At 70.9% G+C, this 19619-nt stretch carries 15 protein-coding genes and 1 pseudogene; 8 read left to right on the plus strand and 8 right to left on the minus strand.

The annotated features are described in order from the left end of the window. Positions 1-30: 30 nt before the first annotated feature. Positions 31-1488, minus strand: a complete 1458-nt coding sequence (locus ACFWY6_RS14965; protein ID WP_384689524.1) for an MFS transporter — start codon at positions 1486-1488, stop codon at positions 31-33. Positions 1489-1664: 176 nt separating this feature from the next. Next, on the minus strand, positions 1665-2504 hold the full coding sequence (locus ACFWY6_RS14970) for a DUF6597 domain-containing transcriptional factor (protein WP_384689526.1): 840 nt from the start codon (positions 2502-2504) through the stop codon (positions 1665-1667). Positions 2505-2586: 82 nt separating this feature from the next. Here ACFWY6_RS14970 and ACFWY6_RS14975 point away from each other — a divergent pair, with 82 nt between their 5' ends. The 3 genes from ACFWY6_RS14975 (at position 2587) to ACFWY6_RS14985 (ending at position 4989) form a co-directional block, all read left to right on the plus strand. After that, positions 2587-3204 carry a TIGR03086 family metal-binding protein gene (locus ACFWY6_RS14975; RefSeq protein WP_384689528.1) on the plus strand — a complete coding sequence of 206 codons (618 nt, stop codon included), beginning with the start codon at positions 2587-2589 and terminating at the stop codon, positions 3202-3204. Between the two features lie 112 nt (positions 3205-3316). Further along, positions 3317-4411 (plus strand): LLM class flavin-dependent oxidoreductase, encoded by a 1095-nt coding sequence (locus ACFWY6_RS14980; protein WP_384689553.1) that lies wholly within the window; start codon positions 3317-3319, stop codon positions 4409-4411. Positions 4412-4434: 23 nt separating this feature from the next. Continuing rightward, entirely contained in the window at positions 4435-4989 is a 555-nt protein-coding gene (locus ACFWY6_RS14985) for a CE1759 family FMN reductase (RefSeq protein WP_384689556.1), read from the plus strand. Between the two features lie 17 nt (positions 4990-5006). On the opposite strand, the gene ACFWY6_RS14990 is transcribed toward ACFWY6_RS14985, so the two are convergent. Next, on the minus strand, positions 5007-5339 hold the full coding sequence (locus tag ACFWY6_RS14990) for a CU044_2847 family protein (RefSeq protein ID WP_384689530.1): 333 nt from the start codon (positions 5337-5339) through the stop codon (positions 5007-5009). A 142-nt stretch (positions 5340-5481) separates the two neighbouring features. Between ACFWY6_RS14990 and ACFWY6_RS14995 the strand changes: the two genes are divergently transcribed. Next, entirely contained in the window at positions 5482-5688 is a 207-nt protein-coding gene (locus ACFWY6_RS14995) for a hypothetical protein (RefSeq protein ID WP_384689532.1), read from the plus strand. Continuing rightward, a complete protein-coding gene (locus ACFWY6_RS15000) occupies positions 5685-7634 on the plus strand; it encodes an aKG-HExxH-type peptide beta-hydroxylase (RefSeq protein WP_384689535.1) in 1950 nt (649 codons plus the stop codon). Before ACFWY6_RS14995 ends, ACFWY6_RS15000 begins: the two co-directional genes overlap by 4 nt. Here ACFWY6_RS15000 and fxsT read toward each other — a convergent pair. The 5 genes from fxsT to ACFWY6_RS15025 form a co-directional block, all read right to left on the minus strand. Beyond that, on the minus strand, positions 7631-12187 hold the full coding sequence (fxsT, locus tag ACFWY6_RS15005) for an FxSxx-COOH system tetratricopeptide repeat protein (protein WP_384689536.1): 4557 nt from the start codon (positions 12185-12187) through the stop codon (positions 7631-7633). The genes ACFWY6_RS15000 and fxsT overlap by 4 nt on opposite strands. Before the next feature lie 74 nt (positions 12188-12261). Next, a complete protein-coding gene (locus ACFWY6_RS15010) occupies positions 12262-13419 on the minus strand; it encodes an AAA family ATPase (RefSeq protein WP_384689538.1) in 1158 nt (385 codons plus the stop codon). 45 nt (positions 13420-13464) lie between these two features. Further along, complete coding sequence (locus tag ACFWY6_RS15015; RefSeq protein WP_384689540.1) at positions 13465-14973, minus strand: hypothetical protein; 1509 nt, start codon at positions 14971-14973, stop codon at positions 13465-13467. Beyond that, complete coding sequence (locus ACFWY6_RS15020) at positions 14970-15905, minus strand: trypsin-like peptidase domain-containing protein (RefSeq protein ID WP_384689542.1); 936 nt, start codon at positions 15903-15905, stop codon at positions 14970-14972. The genes ACFWY6_RS15015 and ACFWY6_RS15020 overlap by 4 nt, the downstream gene beginning before the upstream one ends. Positions 15906-16195: 290 nt before the next feature. Further along, the gene (locus ACFWY6_RS15025; protein WP_135332860.1) at positions 16196-16636 is read right to left on the minus strand and encodes a hypothetical protein; all 441 of its coding nucleotides are present in this window, start codon (positions 16634-16636) and stop codon (positions 16196-16198) included. 380 nt (positions 16637-17016) lie between these two features. On the opposite strand from ACFWY6_RS15025, the gene hemL reads away from it, so the two are divergent. The 3 genes and pseudogenes from hemL to ACFWY6_RS15040 all read left to right on the plus strand — a co-directional run. Then, a complete protein-coding gene (gene hemL, locus ACFWY6_RS15030) occupies positions 17017-18342 on the plus strand; it encodes a glutamate-1-semialdehyde 2,1-aminomutase (protein WP_384689544.1) in 1326 nt (441 codons plus the stop codon). Continuing rightward, a complete protein-coding gene (locus tag ACFWY6_RS15035) occupies positions 18339-19031 on the plus strand; it encodes a histidine phosphatase family protein (protein WP_384689547.1) in 693 nt (230 codons plus the stop codon). Before hemL ends, ACFWY6_RS15035 begins: the two co-directional genes overlap by 4 nt. 256 nt (positions 19032-19287) lie before the next feature. Further along, positions 19288-19619 (plus strand): annotated as a pseudogene (locus ACFWY6_RS15040) (hypothetical protein); the annotation flags it as partial.

The following is a 19619-nucleotide window of genomic DNA, read 5'->3' on the forward strand; positions in this document are numbered from 1 at the left end:
GGGTTCATTACTGCCCTTCCCGCGGAGCGCTCAGTGGTGCTGCTCCTCCTGCGCCTTGCGCGGAAGCAGTCGTACGAGGGGGCAGCAGAGCAGTGTGATGCCCGCGACCACGGTGAGGCTGACGGTCATGGCGTGGGCGGGGCCGTCGTGGACGGTCTTGAAGAAGACCGTGGTGACGGTCGCCGCGCCGATCGCGTTGGCCAGCTGCTGCACCGCGCTCAGTGAGCCGCTTGCGCTGCCCGATTCGGCGGGGGCGATGTCGCCGATGGTGACGTCGTAGACGGTGCCGAAGCAGGTGCCCATGCCGAGGCCGATGACCAGCATGGGCGTCACGAGGGCCCAACTGCTCACCTCCGTACCGGAGATGGCGACCAGCGCGAGCAGTGAGCCCGTGCCGGCCAGGGTGATCAGGAGTCCGGCGAGGATGAGCGTGCGGCCGAATCTGCCGATGAGCCGGTAGCAGGCGATGGACGCGATGACGATGCCCGCGGAGAGCGGCATCAGGTTCAGTGCGGCGCCCGAGGGCGAGCGGTCGAGGCCCGTCTGCAGGAAGAGCGAGACGACGTAGAGCAGGCCCGATACGGCGGCGAAGAAGACGACGCCGAGGACGAGGCCCGAAGTGAAGCCCCGGTTGCGTAGCAGCGAGGGCTGGATCAGCGGGCTCGCGGCGGTGCGCTGGCGGCGGCAGAAGAGCGCGAAGGAGAGGAGTCCAGCGCCGATCAGGGCGACCGGGGCGGTGGACCAGCCGTTGGTGGAGCCTTCGATCAGGCCGGAGAGCAGGCCGAGCATGGTGACGCCGAGCAGCGCGGAGCCGATGCCGTCGACGGAGGTGGCGCGGTCGCCGGAGTCCTTGGGCAGGAGCCGGGCCGCGGCGATGAGGGCGGCGCCGCCGAGGACGAGGTTGATCAGGAACATGGTGCGCCAGCCGAGGCCCGCGATGTCGGCGTCGATGAGGAATCCGGCGAGGATCGGGCCGCCGACGGCGGAGAGCCCCATGACGGGCCCGAAGAGGCTGAACGCCTTGCCGATCTGTTCGCGTGGCCAGACCGCGCCGAGGATGCCGAAGCCCTGCGGGATGACGAGCGCTCCGAAGGCGCCCTGGGCGAGCCGGGCGACGACGATCGATTCGGGGCTGAAGGCGAGTCCGCAGGCGACGGAGGCGGCGGTGAATCCGGCGAGGCCGAGGAGGAAGAGCCGCCGTCTGCCGTACTTGTCGCCGAGGCGGCCGCCTACGACGAGGAGTACGCCGAGGGCGAGCGCGTAGGAGGCGCCGAGCCACTGGACGAGGGCGGGGCCGCCGGCGAGGTCCTTGGCGATGGTGGGGGCGGCGACGTTGGTGATGGTGGCGTCGACGAGGTCGAGGACGTCGGCGGCGAGGACGACGGCGAGTACGGCCCAGGCTCGCCCCGGGGTCGTCGGGGGGTGGTCTTTGGTCGTGGCCTCGCCGGTGGGCGTGGCGGAGTCCGTGTGCACGGTGGGGTCCTTCATCTGCGATACGAGAGGTCTTGGGTACGCGGCCACAGCGGGGCAGGGTCAGATTTGTGCGGCGCCGTGCAGAAGCTGCGTGACGCAGATAAATGTGCGGGAGAGGGGCCGGTGCTGTCAAGGCGGTTCAGTTACGGACTTCCGGACTTCCGGACTTCCGGGCTTAGGGGCTTAGGGACTTACGGGCCGGAATTTCCGTACGCCGTCGGCGGGACCCCCACCGTCGCCGTGAAGTCCCTGATCAGGTGGGCCTGGTCGGCGTAGCCGAGCGTGCCGGCCAGGTCGGCCCAGTCCACGTCCGTCTCCAACTCCGCGCGTTCCAGGGCCTCGTGGATCCGGTGCCGCAGGATCAGCCACTTCGGGCCCACCCCCACGTACGCCGCGAAGAGCCGCTGCAGCGCCCGTACCGACATGCCCTCGGTGTGCGCGAAGTCGCCGACGCGGCGGATCGTGCGGTCCGTGCGGATGCGTTCGGCGAGGGCCATCGCGTGGTCCGCCTGCGGGTCGGGGGTGGGGCCGAGGCTCAGCAGAAAGGCGTCGAGCGCGGCCACGCGCGCATGCTCGTCGTCGGGGGAGAGCACCGCGTCCACCCAGTGGTCCTCGCGTACGTCGCCGAAGACCTCCGTCAGGGGAAGCAGCCGCCGCCCCGTCCACTCGGACACCGGGGCCGACGGCGCGAACGGGCGGAAGCCGCCGGGCCGGAACTTCACCCCGCACACCCGGCCGCGGCCCTCCAGCTTCTGGGTGAAGAGGTCGAGCCCGATGCCCGCCACCTCGGCGAAGGGCTGCTGTCCCGCCAGTGCCTGGAAGACGACGTTGACGGACGGGTGCGGCACGACGTGCGAGGCGTAGGGCTGGGTCAGGTCCCAGTCGATCAGCCAGTACTGCTCCACGTAGGGGCGCAGTGCGGGGGCGGCCAGGTGGCGGCGGAAGCGCGTGCGGGCGAGGAGTCCGGCGGCGTCGACGATGCCCTTGGTGTCGGTGCGGGGGGTGTCGCGCGGGTCGGGGGCATCGGCCATGGCTGGATCGTATGCCGGGCCCGCGGCGCATCCGTCGCGTTTCTTCAAGCCTGCGCGAGCGGGTCGCTCGTACGGTCGGAGCATGACTGACACCTCCGTGAACAAGGCCCCGGTGAACAAGATCGGCGATCTCCTGGGCGCGGCCGTCGAGCGGGCCGTCCCCGTGGTCCGCGCGATCCCGGACGACCGCCTCGCCGCGCCCACTCCCTGCGCCGAGTACGACGTGAAGTCCCTGGTCAACCACCTCCTCCTGGTGATCGTCCAGTTCCAGGCGCTGGCCGCCAAGCAGGACGCCGACTTCGAGCAGAGCGTCGATTACGTCGCGCAGGGCCCCGACTGGCGCGAGCGTTTCGCCGACGAGACCGGAAAGCTGATCGCCGCCTGGTCCGCGCCCGGCGCCGAGGAAGGCACCACGGGTGCGATGAACATGTCCGCGCGGACCGTCGGCTGCATGGTGCTGCTCGATCTGACCGTGCACGCCTGGGACCTGGCCCGCGCCACGGGACAGACGTACGAGCCCGCCCCGGAGGGCAGCGGCGTACTGAAGACGCTGCGCGAGACGGTCGCGGGCCTCGCGCCCACCGCCCGGAGGATGGGCGTCTTCGGGGAGCAGGTGGAGGTGCCGGGCGCCGCCTCCGAGCTGGAGAAACTGCTGGGCGAGACGGGGCGTGACCCGGGCTGGGCGCCTGCGGCCGCCTAGCGCCGGGCGCCGCCGGGAATACCACCCGGCCGACCCCCGTTCCGTAGGTATAGTTGAACAGTCAACAACATGACCTGCGGAGAGTGAGTCAGCCATGCAGTCCGGATCCGGCATGCAGTTCGGGATCTTCAGCGTCGGTGACGTGACGCCGGACCCCACCACGGGCCGCACCCCCACCGAGCACGAGCGCATCAAGGCCATGGTCGCCATCGCGCTGAAGGCGGAGGAGGTCGGGCTCGACGTCTTCGCGACCGGCGAGCACCACAACCCGCCGTTCGTCCCGTCCTCGCCCACCACGATGCTCGGCTACATCGCCGCCCGCACCGAGAACCTGATCCTCTCCACCTCCACCACCCTCATCACCACGAACGACCCGGTGAAGATCGCCGAGGACTTCGCGATGCTCCAGCACCTCGCCGAGGGCCGGGCCGACGTGATGATGGGCCGCGGCAACACCGGCCCGGTCTACCCGTGGTTCGGCAAGGACATCCGCCAGGGCATCAGCCTCGCCGTCGAGAACTACGCGCTCCTGCACCGCCTGTGGCGCGAGGACGTCGTGACGTGGGAGGGCAAGTTCCGTACGCCCCTGCAGTCGTTCACGTCCACGCCCCGCCCGCTGGACGGCGTGGCGCCCTTCGTCTGGCACGGCTCGATCCGCTCCCCGGAGATCGCCGAGCAGGCGGCGTACTACGGCGACGGCTTCTTCCACAACAACATCTTCTGGCCGCAGGAGCACACCAAGAGGATGGTCGAGCTCTACCGCAACCGGTACGCGCACTACGGACACGGCACGCCCGAGCAGGCGATCGTCGGGCTCGGCGGGCAGGTCTTCATGCGGAAGAACTCCCAGGACGCGGTGCGGGAGTTCCGCCCGTACTTCGACAACGCCCCGGTCTACGGGCACGGTCCCTCGCTGGAGGAGTTCACGTCCCAGACCCCGCTGACCGTCGGCTCCCCGCAGGAGGTCATCGAGCGGACGCTGTCCTTCCGCGACGCCGTCGGCGACTACCAGCGCCAGCTGTTCCTGATGGACCACGCGGGCCTGCCGCTGAAGACCGTCCTGGAGCAGCTGGACATCCTCGGCGAGGAGGTCGTCCCCGTCCTGCGCGAGGAGTTCGCGAAGAACCGCCCGGCGAACGTCCCGGACGCACCGACGCACGCCGCACGCGCGGCGGCGGCCGCACAGACCGAGGAGGTCACCGCATGAAGCTCGTCGTCGTCTCGGCGTGACTGAGCGTCCCGTCCTCCACCCGCCTGCTGGCCGACCGCCTGGCGGCGGCCGCAGGACGCCGCACCGACGTGGAGATCCAGGTCGTCGAAGTGCGCGACCTGGCCGTGGAGATCGCACACAACTACGTCACCGGATTCCCCGGCCCGGGGCTGAGCGCGGCCGCGGAAGCGGTGAAGGGCGCGTACGGCCTGATCGCCGTCACACCGGTCTTCTCCGCCTCGTACAGCGGCCTGTTCAAGTCCTTCCTCGACGTACTGACCGTCATGGACAAGGACGCGATCGCCGGTACGCCGGTCCTGATCGCGGCGACCGGCGGCACTCCGCGCCATTCACTGGTGCTGGAACACGCGATGCGTCCGCTGTTCGCCTACCTGCGGGCGGTCGTCCTGCCGACGGCCGTGTACGCGGCGTCCGAGGACTGGGGAGCTGACGGACTCGACGAGCGCATCGAGCGGGCGGCCGGAGAACTGGCCGGCATCATGCGGCCCGCGCCGGTCCAGGAGGAGGAGCTGATCCCCTTCGAGCGGCAGCTCGCGGCGCTGCGGGCCGAGTAGCGAGAAGCGAGGGGGGCTCAGCCGCTGGTGGTGTCCGAACGCCAGGTCATGGTGACGGTCACATGCGCCTCGCCCTGTGATTTGGCGATGACGGCGCCGAGTTCGGCGTTGAACCGCATGCCGAACGCCAGGCTGATCTCATCGGGGCGGCTCGGCATGTCCCGCAGCCGCCCGACGGCGTTCGCGGCCGCGCCGCGGATACGGTCGACGCCCTCCTCGAACGAGGCGGTGGCGTCGGCCACGGCGGTACCCAGACGGGACACCTCGACCACTCCGGGTTCGTCCTCCGCCACCTCCACGACCACGAATCCGTCGCCGTTCTGCGCCGGGAACCGCAGCAACTGAGTCATGTACGCCCCCTTGGGTGTCTGCCTCGCGTCCGCGCCGGCTCAGGCTGTATGACCTGCGGCCGTCTTCCACTGGAGAGCCGTTGCGGCCACCATGGAAGCGCACCCCGAGCCGCCAGACCACCACATCAGGGGGAATCACGGTATGGCAGAGTCTGCGAAGGACTTCTGTTCCGATCTCGTTGATCTGTCCGGGATCTCTTTGGTGGAGCTGCGTTCCAGTGACGATCCCGTGCTGCGACGCGCGTTGAGCAGGGCGGATCAGCGGGCGACCCTCGCGTACGGGACCCTCAACGAAGCCAACAGCGAGGAAATGAGATTCCTGCGCGGGCGTGGTCCGGGCGGGCGGTGACCGTCACCGTGCAGCCGCTGGACGGGCAGCCGCTGGACGTGCACCGAGTGTCCCGGGAGTCGCTCAGGGCCATCGCGGCGGGCCGGGCGGACGAGGCCGATCTGATGATGCTGCGTTCCGGACAGCGCAGTCAACTCCTGCTGGTTCTGCGCGCGTTGCTGGATCACGTCGACGACGCGGCCCGCGGCGTCTGGCGTCCGGGTGGCGTTCCCTCCGGCCAGGAGGCCTGGCATCTGCTGTGCGCGGCGCAGCGGCAGTCTCCCGAGGCGGTGGAGACGGTGCTCACTGATCCCGCTGTCATGGCCTGGGCCCTGCGCCTGCTGAGACGCCTGGGCGGATCCGCCGCCACGGCGGATTCCTCCGCGCCGCTGTGGGCCGATCTCGGCCAGTTCCAGGCGGTGGCCGCGGCGGCGGCGCTGCGGGCCGGAGTCCGCGCGGTGCTGCGGGTGCCCGCCCACCGCGGCATGGTCTGGGTGCCTGGTGCGGGGGTGGCGGGCCCGGTGGCGCGGCGCCGGTGGAGCGCGGCGGAGGTCCGGGTGGAGCGGGACGGCGCCATAGTGCTCGGGGAACTCGCGAGGGTGCGACTGCCCCGTCCCCCGCCGGCGGCGGCGCCGGGGTGGCGTCCGCTGCGGACGCTGTCGGGCTGTGCGCCGCGTGCGCACGGGGCGGCGGGGCCGTGGCTGGACACGGTGACGCCGTACCGCGACTTCACGCGCTACCCGAAGTCCCCCGGCCGGTCGGGGGAGCGCCGACTGCGGCTGTGGGAGGACCGTCTCGCCGGTGCGTACGCCTTGCTGGACCGGGAGTCCCCCGCGGACGCCGCGGCGCTCAGGGGGCTGGTCAGAGTGCTGGTGCCGAGGCCGTTCCGGACCGCGAGGGGCGGTCTGGTCGCCAGCGCGTCCTCGGTCGACGCCTTCGGCTCGATCACCCTGTCCCTGCCGTACGACGTGACCCAGACGGCGGCGGTCCTCGTCCACGAGACCCGGCATCAGCAACTGAACGCGCTGCTCGGTCTGGTGCCGCTGGTCCAAGCCGACGAGGATCGGCGAGGCGGGCCCGAGGGATGGCGGCGGCTTTATTACGCGCCGTGGCGAAGTGACCCCCGGCCAGCGCTCGGTCTGCTGCACGGGGTGTTCGCTTTCGCGGGGGTCGCGCGGTTCTGGCGGAGGCACCGCGCACAGGTGACAGGAGTGGAGGCGCAGCGGGCGGATTTCGAGTTCGCCGTGCTCAGGGAGCAGGTGCGGGAGGCCGTCGCGGCGCTCGCGGCCGATGGTGATCTGACCGAGGCGGGGCGGCTGTTCATCGACGAGATCGCGGCCGCGGTGCGGGAGTGGCAGGAGGACGACGTGCTCGCCGTGCCGGGTCAACTGGCCCGTGATTACTGCGCGTTGCGGCGTGCGGTGTGGCGGGCGCGGCATCTGGAGGTGGCGCGGTCGGCGGCGGAGCGGTGCGCGGCCGCCTGGTCGGCCGGGCGGCAGGCTCCCGCCCTGCCGTCGGCGACACTGCGCCCGCGTCCGGACCTGATCCGCCTCGACACGTTCGGGCCGCTGGCCAGGTATCGCCTGTCGGCGCCGGACCTCTTCGCCCGCGGGCGCCGGCAGGCGGAGGCGAGCGGCGATCCGGCGCGTCTGGCCGAGTACGCGGCGATCGCGAGGGACGCCGAGCAGGCGGCGCTCGGCTACGCGGAGTGGACCACGCGCGATCCGCAGGACGCCGAAGCGTGGATCGGCGCCGCGCTCGCGCTTCCGCGGGAGGCCCGGGGAGCGGGTTTCGCGGTGCTCCTGAACCGGCCCGAAGCGGTGGCGGGTGTCCGCCGTGCCGTCGCCGCGGCGCGCGGTGGCTTCCCCGATCCGATGCGCCTGGCCGCCTGGCTGGCCGACGCCGACGCGTCCGGGGCCGAGGACAGCCCCGTACACGCCTGGCCGGTACCGGACGCGCCTGCCTAGAGCGAGATCAGGTCGATGTCGGCGTTGGCCCGCAGCCCCTTCTCGGCGTCCAGCGTGGCGGGATGGGAGGGGCCCAGAGCGCTGCGGTAGCGCTTGAGTGCCTCGGCGTACAGATGCTCGCTCTCCTCGGTCCTGCGCAGCGCCTTCAGGTCGTAGCTCAGATTGAGCTGGACGGCCAGGTTCGCCGGGTGGTCCTCGCGCAGTCGTGCCGATTCCTCGGCCACGGCCTTGTCGATGGCGTGGGCCTCATCCGGCCTGCCGAGTGCGAAGTGGTCGCTGGCCAGGTTCATCCGGGCGAGCAGGGTCCGGGGGTGTGCCTCACCGAGCGAGCGGGTCAGGCCTTCGACCGTCTCCCGGTCCAGTTCCAGCGCGGCCTCCGGCCGCTGGAGCAGCCTGAGGGTCACCGCGAGGTTCATGGCGCAGGCGTAACTGTGCGGGTGCTCCCTGCCGTAGCTGCTGCGGTGCTGCTCCAGCGCCTGTTCGCTCAGGGTGCGTGACTCCTGGAGCTTGCCGATCTGACGCAGGTCGTTGGCGTGGCTGACCGCCATCAGGAGGTGATGGCGGCTGCCGACGCCGAAGATGTCGCTGGTCAGCTCGATGTACCTGCGCGACAGCTGGTACGCGCCCTCGTGGTCGCCCTTCTTGCGGCGTGTCACGCATCGGCTCCGGTTCACCAGCGCGGTGAAGGGGTGCGCCTCACCGAGCTTCTCGCCGACCTCTTCGGCGAGCAGCTCGTAGCCCTCGAGTGCTTCCTCGTACCGGCCGACCTCTTGCAGGTCGAGCAGATACGCGTCCCGGGTGGTCAGCGTGTAGAGGTGGTCCTCGCCCAGGGTCTCGACCCTGCGCTGCCAGGTGTCGTAGTCCAGCTCCAGGGCCTTCTCCGAGTTTCCGGCCAGGCGCAGGCTCACCGCGTAATTGTGCGCGGCGAGGAGGGTGGCCGGGTCGTCCGCGCCGAACTCCATGAGGCTGGTGTCGTAGACCCGTTTGTCCATCTCCCGCGCCTCGCCGAAGTTTCCCCGGTTGCGGTGGTGGACGGCCATGAAGCTCTGGGCCTGCAGCGTGTCCTCGTGGGCTTCGCCGAGGACCCTGCGGAAGCGCTCCACAAGCCCGGACTGCAGGTTGTAGGCGCGTCCGAGGTCGACGCCTTGTTCGCGCAGCGCCTGGGCGATCTGCTGGTCGATCCCGAGGACCTCCTCGTGCTCCTCGCCCAGCCGCGCGCGCCAGATCTCCGCGGCGCGCTCTCCCAGGGACAGCGCGGCGGCGTGGTCGCCCCGGGCGCGCAGGAACCACACCTCGTTCAGGACGAGCCGACGGGTCCAGGGCTCCTCGCACTCGACCGCGTTGGAGGCCCGCACATGGGTGAGAAGGGACGAGTAGCGCGGCCAGTAGGTGACGCGCTGCGGGTTTCTGGGGTCGGCGTGGGACAGCAGCTGGTGGGCGGCGTGCCGCATCGTCGCCTGCTCCTGGGTGTTCATCTGCTCGATGAGCACGCGCTGGACCAGTCGGTGCATCTGGACCGTGTTCTGCCGGTGGTCGATGCGGGCCAGGGCGTAGCGGCCGATCTCGCGCACCGCCCGGCCGAGCTTGACCGGGTCGTCGAGAGCGCTCTGCAGTTCCGGCGGGACGGAGATCCCACGCACCGCGGAGAACAGGTCCCACTCGATGGGCTCGGGAGCGAAGAAGGCGCAGACCTGCAGGAGTTGGAGGGCGTCCGGGCGGGTCTCCCGCAGCCGTCCGAGGGACACGTTCCAGGCGGCCGCCACCGACAGGGGGTAGTCGCCGGGTGGCTCGGACTGCATGAGTTCGGTGAAGTTGCGCTCGTACACCTCGAGGTACTGCTGTACGGGCATCCCGGTCTCCGCCAGCCAGACCGCGGCCTGTTCAACCGCGAGCGGCAGGTCGCCCAGGGCGGCGGCGAGGTGGTCGACGGCTTCGTCGGGCAGTTGGGAGCTGCGGCGCCTCAGCAGAGCGACGCTTTCCTCACGGGCAAACACGTCGACCTCTAGTGAGCTGGCGTCGGTGGACCACTGGAAGTTACGGGACGTCACGATGATGCGTCCTGGTCCGTCACTGGGAAAGTACTTGCGTACCACTTTGGGGTTCTCGGCGTTGTCGAACACCAGGAGCCAATCGCTGTACGGTTCGCCCCGGCGCAGGGCGTCGAGGACCGCGGGAACCGCGCTCATCTCGGATCCCGCCTGCAGGCCCATCTGCTCGCCCAGTTCGATCAGCGACTGGACCATCTGGTTCTCCTGCTCGGAGGGGATCCACCAGATGAGCCGGTAGTCCCGACTGTGCCTGTACACATGTTCGATGGCGATCTGGGACTTGCCGACGCCGCCCATGCCGTGCAGGGCCTCCGGCAGGACCGCGGTGACGCCGCTGCGCAGTCGTTCTCGCAGGCTTTCGAGCAGCACCTCCCGTCCCGTGAAGTTCCGGTTCCGCTGCGGTACGTTTCCCCAGATTCGGGGTGGATCGTGCGGGCTTCGGGGGCCCGGAGCAACGGGCAGACCGGCTGACACGGGGATGCCTCCTTGTCGTGAACGCGCGGGGGCGGGAACGGTCGTGGCGGGGGGCGCGGGGGGCGGGGGCGTATGTGAAGTCCCCGTGGGGCGCGGGGTGTTCGCCGTTTCCGGCGATTGAGGCCCGCCGTAATGTAGCGCGTCCGTGGGTTGGTTCTTCAACTTTGACCGCATTTCGGCGGATGAGTACCCTGATGGACGCTTATGCCTCACTATGGGTGGACCAACGGTGGAGCTTGCCCGCGCGGGTCCCGGAGCGGTGCTCTGGAGCAGGCGGCCCAGGTGGTTGGCGCGCGTGAGGTAGGGCCCGGACACGGCGCACAGCGTCGTGTAGAGGTGGGCTACGAACGGGCGTGTCTGTTCGGTCATCGGCGGGTCCGGATGGTCGCTCTCCGGGGCCACAAGGGCGCTGCCGCCCGAACCCCACACCGCCTCCAGCCAGGGACCGAGGTTGTGCTCGATCTGGCGCAGCGCGCGGATCGTCTCCGCGCGGTTGCCGAGGGCGAGGAGCTCCTCTCGTACGCCTGCCCGGAAGTCGAAGGACACGCGGTGGGCGTCCTCGGCGTCGGCCGTTTCGTCGGTCCGGTGCACGAGGCCGAGGAGTGCGATCTCCGCCAGGTTCCAGAACCGCGCTCCCGGCAGGGCGTGTTGCAGCAGCCGCATGACGGGGAGGTTGAGGGGCGCCGCTGCGAGCCTCTGTGCCAGGGCGTAGCTGGCCGGCGATGCGGTGGCCCTGAAGCGGCGCACCATGGCGGCGGCCCGCTTGGCGCGCTGGACCGCCGACGGTTCGGCGGGGTCCGCCGCCGCGTTCGCCGGTTCGGTCACGATGTCGGCCAGGTCTTCGGGCACCGGGCCGACCGCCGCCGAGCGCAGGTCCTTGCCCGAGGCGGTCCACAGGGCCGCGAGCCCTTGCCAGTCGCCGCCGCCCGCAGCGGCCACCAGGCGGGCCCACCGGCCCAGTGAGGACGGCCGCAGTTCGACGACGGGCACGGGGACGGCGTTCTCACTGCCCGGTTCGGAAGGAGGATCGGGTTCGGGTCCCAGGGCGTCGGCGTGCGGGTGCTTCCAGTCCGCTTCGTACGAACGGTTGGGCAGGGCGGGGGCCGAAGCGCGCAGCCGGGTGCGGGTGGCGGTGGGCAGCGTCAGATCCCATAGATGCTGGGGGATCAGGCTCAGCACGGCGACGGGGGAGAACTGGCCGAGCCGGTGCAGCTTCGCGGCGGCCAGGCCCGTGCGCCAGGCGCGGTGGCCGCCGTCCGTGACGACGAGCAGCAGATGCCCTTCACCCGCCTTGATCTCCGCAGGGGGGATGCCCGCCCCCGCGTCGTCGTCCAGGTTCCAGCTGACCTGCCGCACGGTGCGGAACGCCGCTGTCTGTTCCATCAGTTCGGCGATCTGGCGTGCCGTGCGTGACCACAGGACCATCGAGTCGCCCGCGTCCACAAGCAGCGTCAGATCCAGGCGCCTCTCCGGGAGTGAATGGCAGGCCGGCGTCCAGATCCCGGTCAGCGCGGCCTGCTCGGCGGTCGCCTCCTCGTCCAGCTCCAGCTCGTGCGGCGAGGTGCGGAAAAGACGCAGCGGGCGCAGCGATCTGCTGAGCGCGAGGGAGTCGGCGAGCCGGGGCAGTACGGGGCGGCCGCCCTGGTCCGCCCTCCTGTCACCGGAAGGGGCGGCGAGGAACCGACTCCCCGGAACGGGCCCCGCCCAGGGGAGTTCGCCGAGCATCGGGCCGTCCTCGTCCACGGTGCCGGTGCCGAGCTGTTCCTCGGGCGACGAGGAGTCGTCGGGGCGGCTGTGCTGCTCGGGCGCGGGGGCCTCGGCGGTCGGGTGGCCGTGCTCTTCGGGTTCTGCAGGGTCTGTGGGTTCTGTGCGTTCTTCAGGTACTTGGGGCCTCGCGGGCTCGCCCGAGGGGCGGCTGTGCCGCTCGCCGCGGGTCAGGGCCGCGCGTCCCGGCATGTCGAACAGAGGCACGGCCGCGTCCTGGTACGCCGCCAGATACAGCGCGTCCGCCAGCTCCGTCCAGGTCGGCAACTCCCCTTCAGGGACGGGGCCGCGCGCTCGCTCCGGCCGCGTGGACGGGGGCGGGGAGTCTTGGGGCGATCCCGTCATCCGGCCCTCGATTCCGCCCCCGCTCCGTCGAGCCGGTGCCACAGCGCGTCCACGAGGTCCTCCAGAGCCTCCTCGTTGTCGCCCTGGAAGCGTCCCGAAGTCGCCAGGAACACGGCATTGAGCAGCTGGTCGACGGCGAGTCCGCCCCGTTCCCGGCTGTTGCGCAGGAAGCGGTCGACCAGACCGTCGGCCCGTGCGGAGTCCGGCGGACCGTCCACCGCGTCCCGGAGGTGGGCCAGGACCATGTCGACCAGCTGCGGGCGGTCCGGGTCCGGCATGCGAAGCCGCAGACAACGGCGGAGAAAGGCCGGGGGGAACTCGCGCTCGCCATTGGAAGTGATCACCACGACGGGGAAGGCTCGGCAGGTGACCGTGCCGCCGACGATCTCGGCGTCGCGCCGCGGATCGTCGGTCATGACCGTCACGCGGGGGTGCTGACGCTGGGCCCGCAGCAACTCCGGGATGGGGAACTGCCCCTCCTCGAAGACGCTGAGCAGGTCGTTCGCCAAATCCTGGTCGCATTTGTCCAATTCGTCCACGAGGAGTACGCGGGGGACTTCGTGCGGCAGAAGTGCCGTACCCAGGGGGCCGAGTTGGACGTAGTCGCCGATCCCCGGCAGCTCCTCCTCGCTCGGCGTTCGGCCGTCCGTCGCCCGGTCGGCGCCGCCGCCCGCGTCGCGCAGGGTGCGTAACGCCGCCGCGTCCTGAACGCGGCCGATCGCGTCATAGTCGTACAAACCTGAACGAAGTGTGGTGCGGCTCGTGATGTGCCAGCGCAGCACCCGGCCCAGCTTCAGTTCCCGGCTGATCCGGTACGCGAGTGAGGACTTGCCCGTTCCGGGACGCCCCGTCACCAGCAGCGGCCGGCGCAGCAACAGGGCGGCGTTCACCATGTCGGCCTCGCGCCTGAGCTGGTCAGAACCGGTGGACGACGCGGAGGCCTGCCCCAGCCTGCGCTCGATCTCCTCGTCGTCGGCTGGGGGCGGTGCGACCACGGGCCCGCCGGTGAACCGGCGCCATGGCGGGGGAGGTGGGAGAAGCGCGCCGAGGCTGGTGTCGTACAGGGGCTGCCCCGTGCCCCGGTAGATCCACCAGCGCTGCTCCAGGGCGCCGTCCTGAGCCGGTGCGGAGCCCGCTGTGTGCGCGTCGCGCATCGGACGTGTCTCCCTGGATGCGCCGCCGTCTGGAAGCATGTCGCCCTACCCTCCCCCCTGGGCGGAAGAATCCGCCGCCTCTCCCCGCTCACCTGGTAGGCGATACGGGTCGTCCCAGAGCAATGCTGCGTGCCGGCCGAGCGTAGAGGAGCCGCCCTCAGCAGGATCCTCGCCCCCGGCCTCAATGCGCAACGATTTGACTGCGTCGGGTAGTTGATGGATTCCTGCCCGAACCGTGAGTTTCAGCAGTTCGTCACGGAAGGCGGGATCGACTCCACCGCGGCGGTCCCAGACCACGATCGGCACGCCCGCCCGGAGCGACTCTCCCAGCTCATCGACCCCGGAGCGACTTCTGCGACAGCCGGGGGGCTCGCTCAGAACGACCATCACCGGCTGCGGATCCGTGAGCAGGCGGGCCCGGCCGTCGTCCGGAAACCAGTGGACCGGCCCCCCGCGGTCGGTCATCAGTGCGTCCCAGCGCTTGGCCCAACGGCCATGTGTGTCGGTGCGTTCCACCCTTTCGAGACTGCGCAGAACGACCGGATGGTCCTCGCCGAGGGTGCCGCTCGCATCATGGAAGCCCCGCTTCGCCCAGCTCTCCACCGGCAGGTCCAGGAGATCGCGGGGGAAGAGGAACTCCAGCGTGAGGTCTTCCTTCCAGAAGTACGCCCAGCCCGTCTCGGCCTGCTCCACCAGCGCCTTCACATGCTCGGGCAGTTCGGCAACGTCGACGCGCACATCCCCGCCCCGCACCGGATAGGGGTCGGGGCCGCAGGCCTGCCACCAGTATGAGAGCAGCCGCTCGCCTTCGTGATTGGGATCCGGCAGCGGACGCAGCCGGATCAACAGGCAGGCGCCGGGGGCCCAGACGGAGTCCGCCGCCTCCGGTGGTGCGGCCGGGGGCGGGGGCGGGGGCGGCACGGGCCGGCAGGTGTCGGGGTGCGCGGCCGGGGCGTCCACGTACGACTCGGGCTGCAGACGGTGCTCCAGCGCCCAGTCGAGCAGTTCCTGCTGTTGCTGCCCCTTGGCGTGACGGGCGAAGAACTCGACGAGGAGCACGCACGGGAGCGGTTCGCCGGGCCGGGCGTTGAGCGTGGCCGCGTGCAGCACCGCCGACCAGGGCTCCGCGCAGTGCGGCGGCAGCGGATCGGGATGACGGCCGAGGGCTTCCTGGAAGGCCCCGACGACATCGAGCACCTCCAGGCCGCTGAGCAGGGCCATCAGCCGTTCCCAGCTGTGGGGCGGGAAGACGGGCACCTCGGCGAGCGCGATGGCCGTCCGTACCCGCGCCATGTGGCGTGTCTCGCCCTCCAGGGCCGAGACGACGGTGCCGAGCACCTGGAAGCCGTCCGGGTACGGCATCACTTCTTTGAGCAGGAACAGCAAGGCGATGCGCCGGCGGCTGGTGTCGGGCACGGCGATGGTGGCCCCCAGCGCACGGCTCACCTGGCGCGCGCACTCGTGGAGCAGCGCGGGCTCCTCGAAGGACGGGACGGCATCTAGCGCGTCGAGGAGGATTTTGGGTGGCCCCCAGGATCCCCGGGATGCCGTCATGGGGTCTCGTCTCCGGGCGTCGTCGGCCACAGCTCCTTGAACAGGCCGAGCGCGGCGCTCGCGGGCGCCGACTCGTCGTCCAGCAGGCGCAGGGCGTCGAGCAGGGCCTGCCTGCCCCCGCGGTGGTCCGCGCAGCCCTGGACGATGTAGAAGAGCTGAAGCCGGAGGCGGGGGCTGCTGCGCAGGGTGCGCCGGATGCGGGTGGGCAGCAGGCGGCGCAGTGCGGCCGCCCCGTCCTCCTCGATCAGCGGCACGTCCAGGAGCGCGTCGGCCAGGGCGAACTGGTCCTTGTCGGACGGTGGTTTCGGTACCCGCTGCGGCGTGGCGGATCCGGGAGGCCCCACTGTCGGGGACAGTGGCGGCCACATGCGCGCCGCGGCTTCCAGAGGGAGCATCCAGGCCACCTTGGCCTGCTGGTCGGTGTAGGCGGCGGTGATCATTCCGATGACCCGCCGTCCCGCCGGATCCCAGACACCGGCCCCGCTGAATCCGTGGCCGATCCGGGCGCCCGCGGCGGAGAGCCCCTCGAGCTGGATCCAGTCCCGTTGCGGCCCGCCGCGCCCGGCGAGGCGGGCCGAGGCCCACAACCCGTCGGGTACGCCCGGCGGATGGCCGTACGCGCTCACCTCGCGACGGTCCGGATCGCCGCACGGGCCGACCCGCGCGGGGAGCAGGTCCTCGGGTGGCGACCAGGCGGTGCGCAGGACGGCGAGGTCACCCTCCGACCCCCCGGACAGCGGGCCGGGGAACCACCCGCCCGGCACGACGCTCGCCGCACCGGCCGAGCTGTCCGGATACCCCGGCGCGTCGATGAGAACGGGGCCCGCCGGCGCCGCCGCCGGCCGGTCTCTGCCCGCCCCGACGGCCGACGCCACCACATGGGCACAGGTCAGCACGACACCCGGCATCACCAGGATGCCGGCGCCCTGCACGGCGCCCCGCAGTGACAGAACGCGGACTCTCCCTAAGGCCGGCACTCCCGTATCCCCCATGGCCACTGCCACGTCCCTTCCCCCGGCGCGGAGCCGTCGTCGGACGCTCCACACAGGAACCAGCGTACGAAGCGCGGGCGCGCGATACACGGGCTACGCGCATCCGGGAGCTTTACCGGAGATGTCCGGGACGAATCATCGAAGTACGTCCGGGTGCCCGATGGCACGAGAGCGGCGTACCGGGCAACGGGGGTTTCGCGACCGCCGATCCGGCGGAGCGGGTCACGGCCTCAGGGCCACACCAGGCAGTACGCCTGATGCCCCGCGTCATGCAGCCGGTGGCTGAAGTCCTGCCATTCGTGCAGGAGTTGGTACACGTTGAACGCGTCGCGCGGGCCGCCGCGGTCGGGGACCGTGGACCAGATGAACGCCGCGGCGCCGACCGACTCCTCGCCGATGCCGCGCAGCGGGTCGACGACCGTCATGGGGAGCTTCACCACGGCGTAGTCGGGGTGCAGGACGACCAGTTCGAGCGGGGGGACCTTGTGCAGGGGTATGCCCTCGATGCCGGTCAGGACCATCGCGGCCACCGTCTCCGGCTTGATCTTCGTGAACATGCCGCCCATGCCGAGCTCATCGCCACCCAGCTCCTCGGGGCGCATCGAAATGGGCACACGGGCGGCGGTCGCGCCGTCCGGGGCTCCGAAGTATTTGTACGTCACCCCGCCCACCCGGCCACTCCTGGTTGCCGCCCGGTCCTGCTCCGAATCGCCCAGCTCCGACGTACGTGGAGTCTGCGTGTCGGCCGCTTCCGCCTCGCGCCGGTGCTTGCCGATCCGCCGGGCACGCCGGGGACCCAGGCCGTCGGTCCCCTCGCCCAGTCCGCCACCGCGATGCATATCTCCACCCGACTGCTTTTCCAGGGCGCCCCGCCCCTGCTTTTCTAGGCCTCGCGGCGCCCGCCACGCAACCCGATCATCGTGTCAGTGACCTCCCCCACGGTCACCCGCTAAAACGTGGGGTGAAACACCTGTCCGCAGGATGCCCGCGCACCTGGCCCGGACCGAGACCGGACCAGGGCCCGAACACGATGCCCGGAGCCTCTGACACCATGGTTCATGTGAGCTTCCCGTATAGCGCCCCAGTTTCGCAGACTCTCTTCGACCGTGCGGCGGCCGTGACGCCCGGCGGTGTGAACTCTCCCGTGCGCGCGTTCCGCGCTGTGGGCGGTACGCCCCGCTTCATGGTGTCCGGTACCGGTCCGTACCTGACGGACGCCGACGGCCGTGAGTACGTCGACCTCGTCTGCTCGTGGGGGCCGATGATCCTCGGCCACTCCCACCCCGATGTGATCGCCGCCGTCCAGGAGGCCGTCTCGCGCGGCACGTCCTTCGGCACGCCGGGCGAGGGCGAGGTCGCGCTCGCCGAGGAGATCGTCGCCCGTATCGAGCCCGTCGAGCAGGTGCGGCTCGTGTCGAGTGGTACCGAGGCCACGATGTCGGCCATCCGGCTCGCCCGCGGATTCACCGGCCGCGCCAAGATCATCAAGTTCGCCGGCTGCTACCACGGCCATGTCGATGCCCTGCTCGCCGCCGCCGGTTCCGGTGTCGCGACCCTCGGCCTTCCGGACACCCCCGGCGTCACCGGCGCCCAGGCGGGCGACACCATCGTGGTCCCGTACAACGATCTCGACGCGGTGCACGAGGTCTTCCACCGGTACCCGGGAGAGATCGCGTGCGTGATCACGGAGGCGTCGCCGGGCAACATGGGCGTGGTGCCGCCGCGGCCGGGCTTCAACGAAGGCCTCAAGGCCGCCTGCGCCAAGAACGGCGCCCTCTACATCTCCGACGAGGTGATGACCGGCTTCCGCACGTCGAAGGCGGGTTGGTACGGCGTCGACGGCGTACGTCCTGACCTGATGACCTTCGGCAAGGTCATGGGCGGCGGCTTCCCGGCCGCCGCTTTCGGCGGTCGCGCCGATGTCATGGCGCACCTCGCGCCCGTCGGGCCGGTCTACCAGGCGGGCACGCTGTCCGGGAACCCGATCGCGACGGCCGCGGGCCTCGCGCAGCTGCGGCTCCTCGACGACGCTGCGTACGCGAAGGTCGACGCGGTGTCCGAGCAGCTGCGCGGGCTCGTGACGGAGGCGCTCACCAAGGAGGGCGTCGCGCACCGGCTGCAGAACGCCTCCAACATGTTCTCCGTCTTCTTCACCGAGCGTGAAGTGCGGAACTACGACGACGCGAAGGCGCAGGAGTCGTTCCGCTTCACCGCCTTCTTCCACTCGATGCTGTCGCAGGGCGTGTATCTGCCGCCGTCGGCGTTCGAGTCCTGGTTTGTGTCCACCGCCCACGACGAGCGGGCGATCGAGCGGATCGCCGCCGCCCTGCCGGGTGCCGCGCGCGCGGCCGCGGAAGCTACGGAGGTCACCGCATGAGCGGTACGGCAGCGGGCGACGAGCTCACCGTCGTCCACGTGATGCGCCACGGCGAGGTGCACAACCCGGAGGGGATCCTCTACGGACGCCTTCCCGACTACCACCTCTCCGAGCTCGGCCGGCAGATGGCCGACCGGGTCGCCGAGCACCTCGCGTCCCGCGACATCACGCATGTCGTCGCCTCTCCGCTGGACCGCGCGCAGGAGACGGCCACGCCGATCGCCAAGGTGCACGGCCTCGACCTCGCGACGGACGGCCGGCTCATCGAGGCGGGCAATGTCTTCCAGGGCAAGACCTTCGGCGTCGGCGACGGCGCGCTGAAGAAGCCGGAGAACTGGAAGCACCTGGTCAACCCCTTCAAGCCGTCCTGGGGCGAGCCGTACGTCGAGCAGGTCGTGCGGATGATGGGCGCGCTCGACGCGGCGAAGGACGCGGCCCGCGGGCACGAGGCGGTGTGCGTCAGCCACCAGCTGCCGATCTGGATCGTGCGCAGCTTCGTGGAGAAGCGGCGGCTCTGGCACGACCCGCGCAAGCGGCAGTGCACGCTGGCCTCGCTGACGACGTTCACGTACCGCGGCGACAAGATCGTGTCGGTGGGGTACACGGAGCCTGCGCGGGATCTTGTCCCCGCGCATCTCCTGGCAGGGGCCAAACCGGTGAAGGGTAAGGACAAGGCGTTCGGAGCGTGAGCGCTCCGCTGGAATTGCCGTGACGTGTCGTATTTCACCTGCGGCGTCGTTGTGGCTTGTCGCGCAGTTCCTCGCGCCCCTAACGGGGCGCGCCCACGCCGGGTAATCGGCTGGCGACTGTATGTCCGTTCTTGGTAAAAGGCACCAAATATATGCCTAGTTACCGGAACCCCTCTGTTCTTCGTGCCCTCTAACGAGGCGTCCGTCCTGCGTGACCTGCATGGGCGGGGCGAGGGCGCGACGAACAGGGGATGGAATGCGCGACATCAGTCGCAGGGGAATGCTGGGCCTCGGGGCCGGTGCCGCGGCCGCTTTGGGACTTGCGGGCTGTGGCACGGGCGGCGGCAGCAGTGACAGTCATTCGGCAGGTCCTGCCAAGGGCGGGAACGGCGGCGGCGACAAGCAATCGGCAAAGCCGATCGGGGATGGTTCGACGGCCTTTACGGGGCAGCAGCCCCGGCAGCCCGCCAAGCCCGTTCCGCTGGAGCCCGGTCAGACGCCCCCGCAGTTCGTGGTCTTCTCGTGGGACGGTGCGGGCGAGGTCGGCAACGGTCTCTTCCCGCGCTTTCTGAAGCTGGCCGAGGAACA

This window comes from Streptomyces sp. NPDC059037 (assembly GCF_042740015.1).
Classification (GTDB): Bacteria; Actinomycetota; Actinomycetes; order Streptomycetales; family Streptomycetaceae; genus Streptomyces.

Bases quoted from the DNA above. Each gene is read 5' to 3' on its own strand.
- ACFWY6_RS14980 (WP_384689553.1), top strand. From the start codon at position 3,317: ATGCAGTTCGGGATCTTCAGCGTCGGTGACGTGACGCCGGACCCCACC.
- ACFWY6_RS14965 (WP_384689524.1), bottom strand. From the start codon at position 1,488: ATGAAGGACCCCACCGTGCACACGGACTCCGCCACGCCCACCGGCGAG.
- ACFWY6_RS15035 (WP_384689547.1), top strand. From the start codon at position 18,339: ATGAGCGGTACGGCAGCGGGCGACGAGCTCACCGTCGTCCACGTGATG.
- ACFWY6_RS14975 (WP_384689528.1), top strand. From the start codon at position 2,587: ATGACTGACACCTCCGTGAACAAGGCCCCGGTGAACAAGATCGGCGAT.
- hemL (WP_384689544.1), top strand. From the start codon at position 17,017: ATGGTTCATGTGAGCTTCCCGTATAGCGCCCCAGTTTCGCAGACTCTC.
- ACFWY6_RS15015 (WP_384689540.1), bottom strand. From the start codon at position 14,973: ATGACGGCATCCCGGGGATCCTGGGGGCCACCCAAAATCCTCCTCGAC.
- ACFWY6_RS15010 (WP_384689538.1), bottom strand. From the start codon at position 13,419: ATGCGCGACGCGCACACAGCGGGCTCCGCACCGGCTCAGGACGGCGCC.
- ACFWY6_RS14970 (WP_384689526.1), bottom strand. From the start codon at position 2,504: ATGGCCGATGCCCCCGACCCGCGCGACACCCCCCGCACCGACACCAAG.
- ACFWY6_RS14995 (WP_384689532.1), top strand. From the start codon at position 5,482: ATGGCAGAGTCTGCGAAGGACTTCTGTTCCGATCTCGTTGATCTGTCC.
- ACFWY6_RS14990 (WP_384689530.1), bottom strand. From the start codon at position 5,339: ATGACTCAGTTGCTGCGGTTCCCGGCGCAGAACGGCGACGGATTCGTG.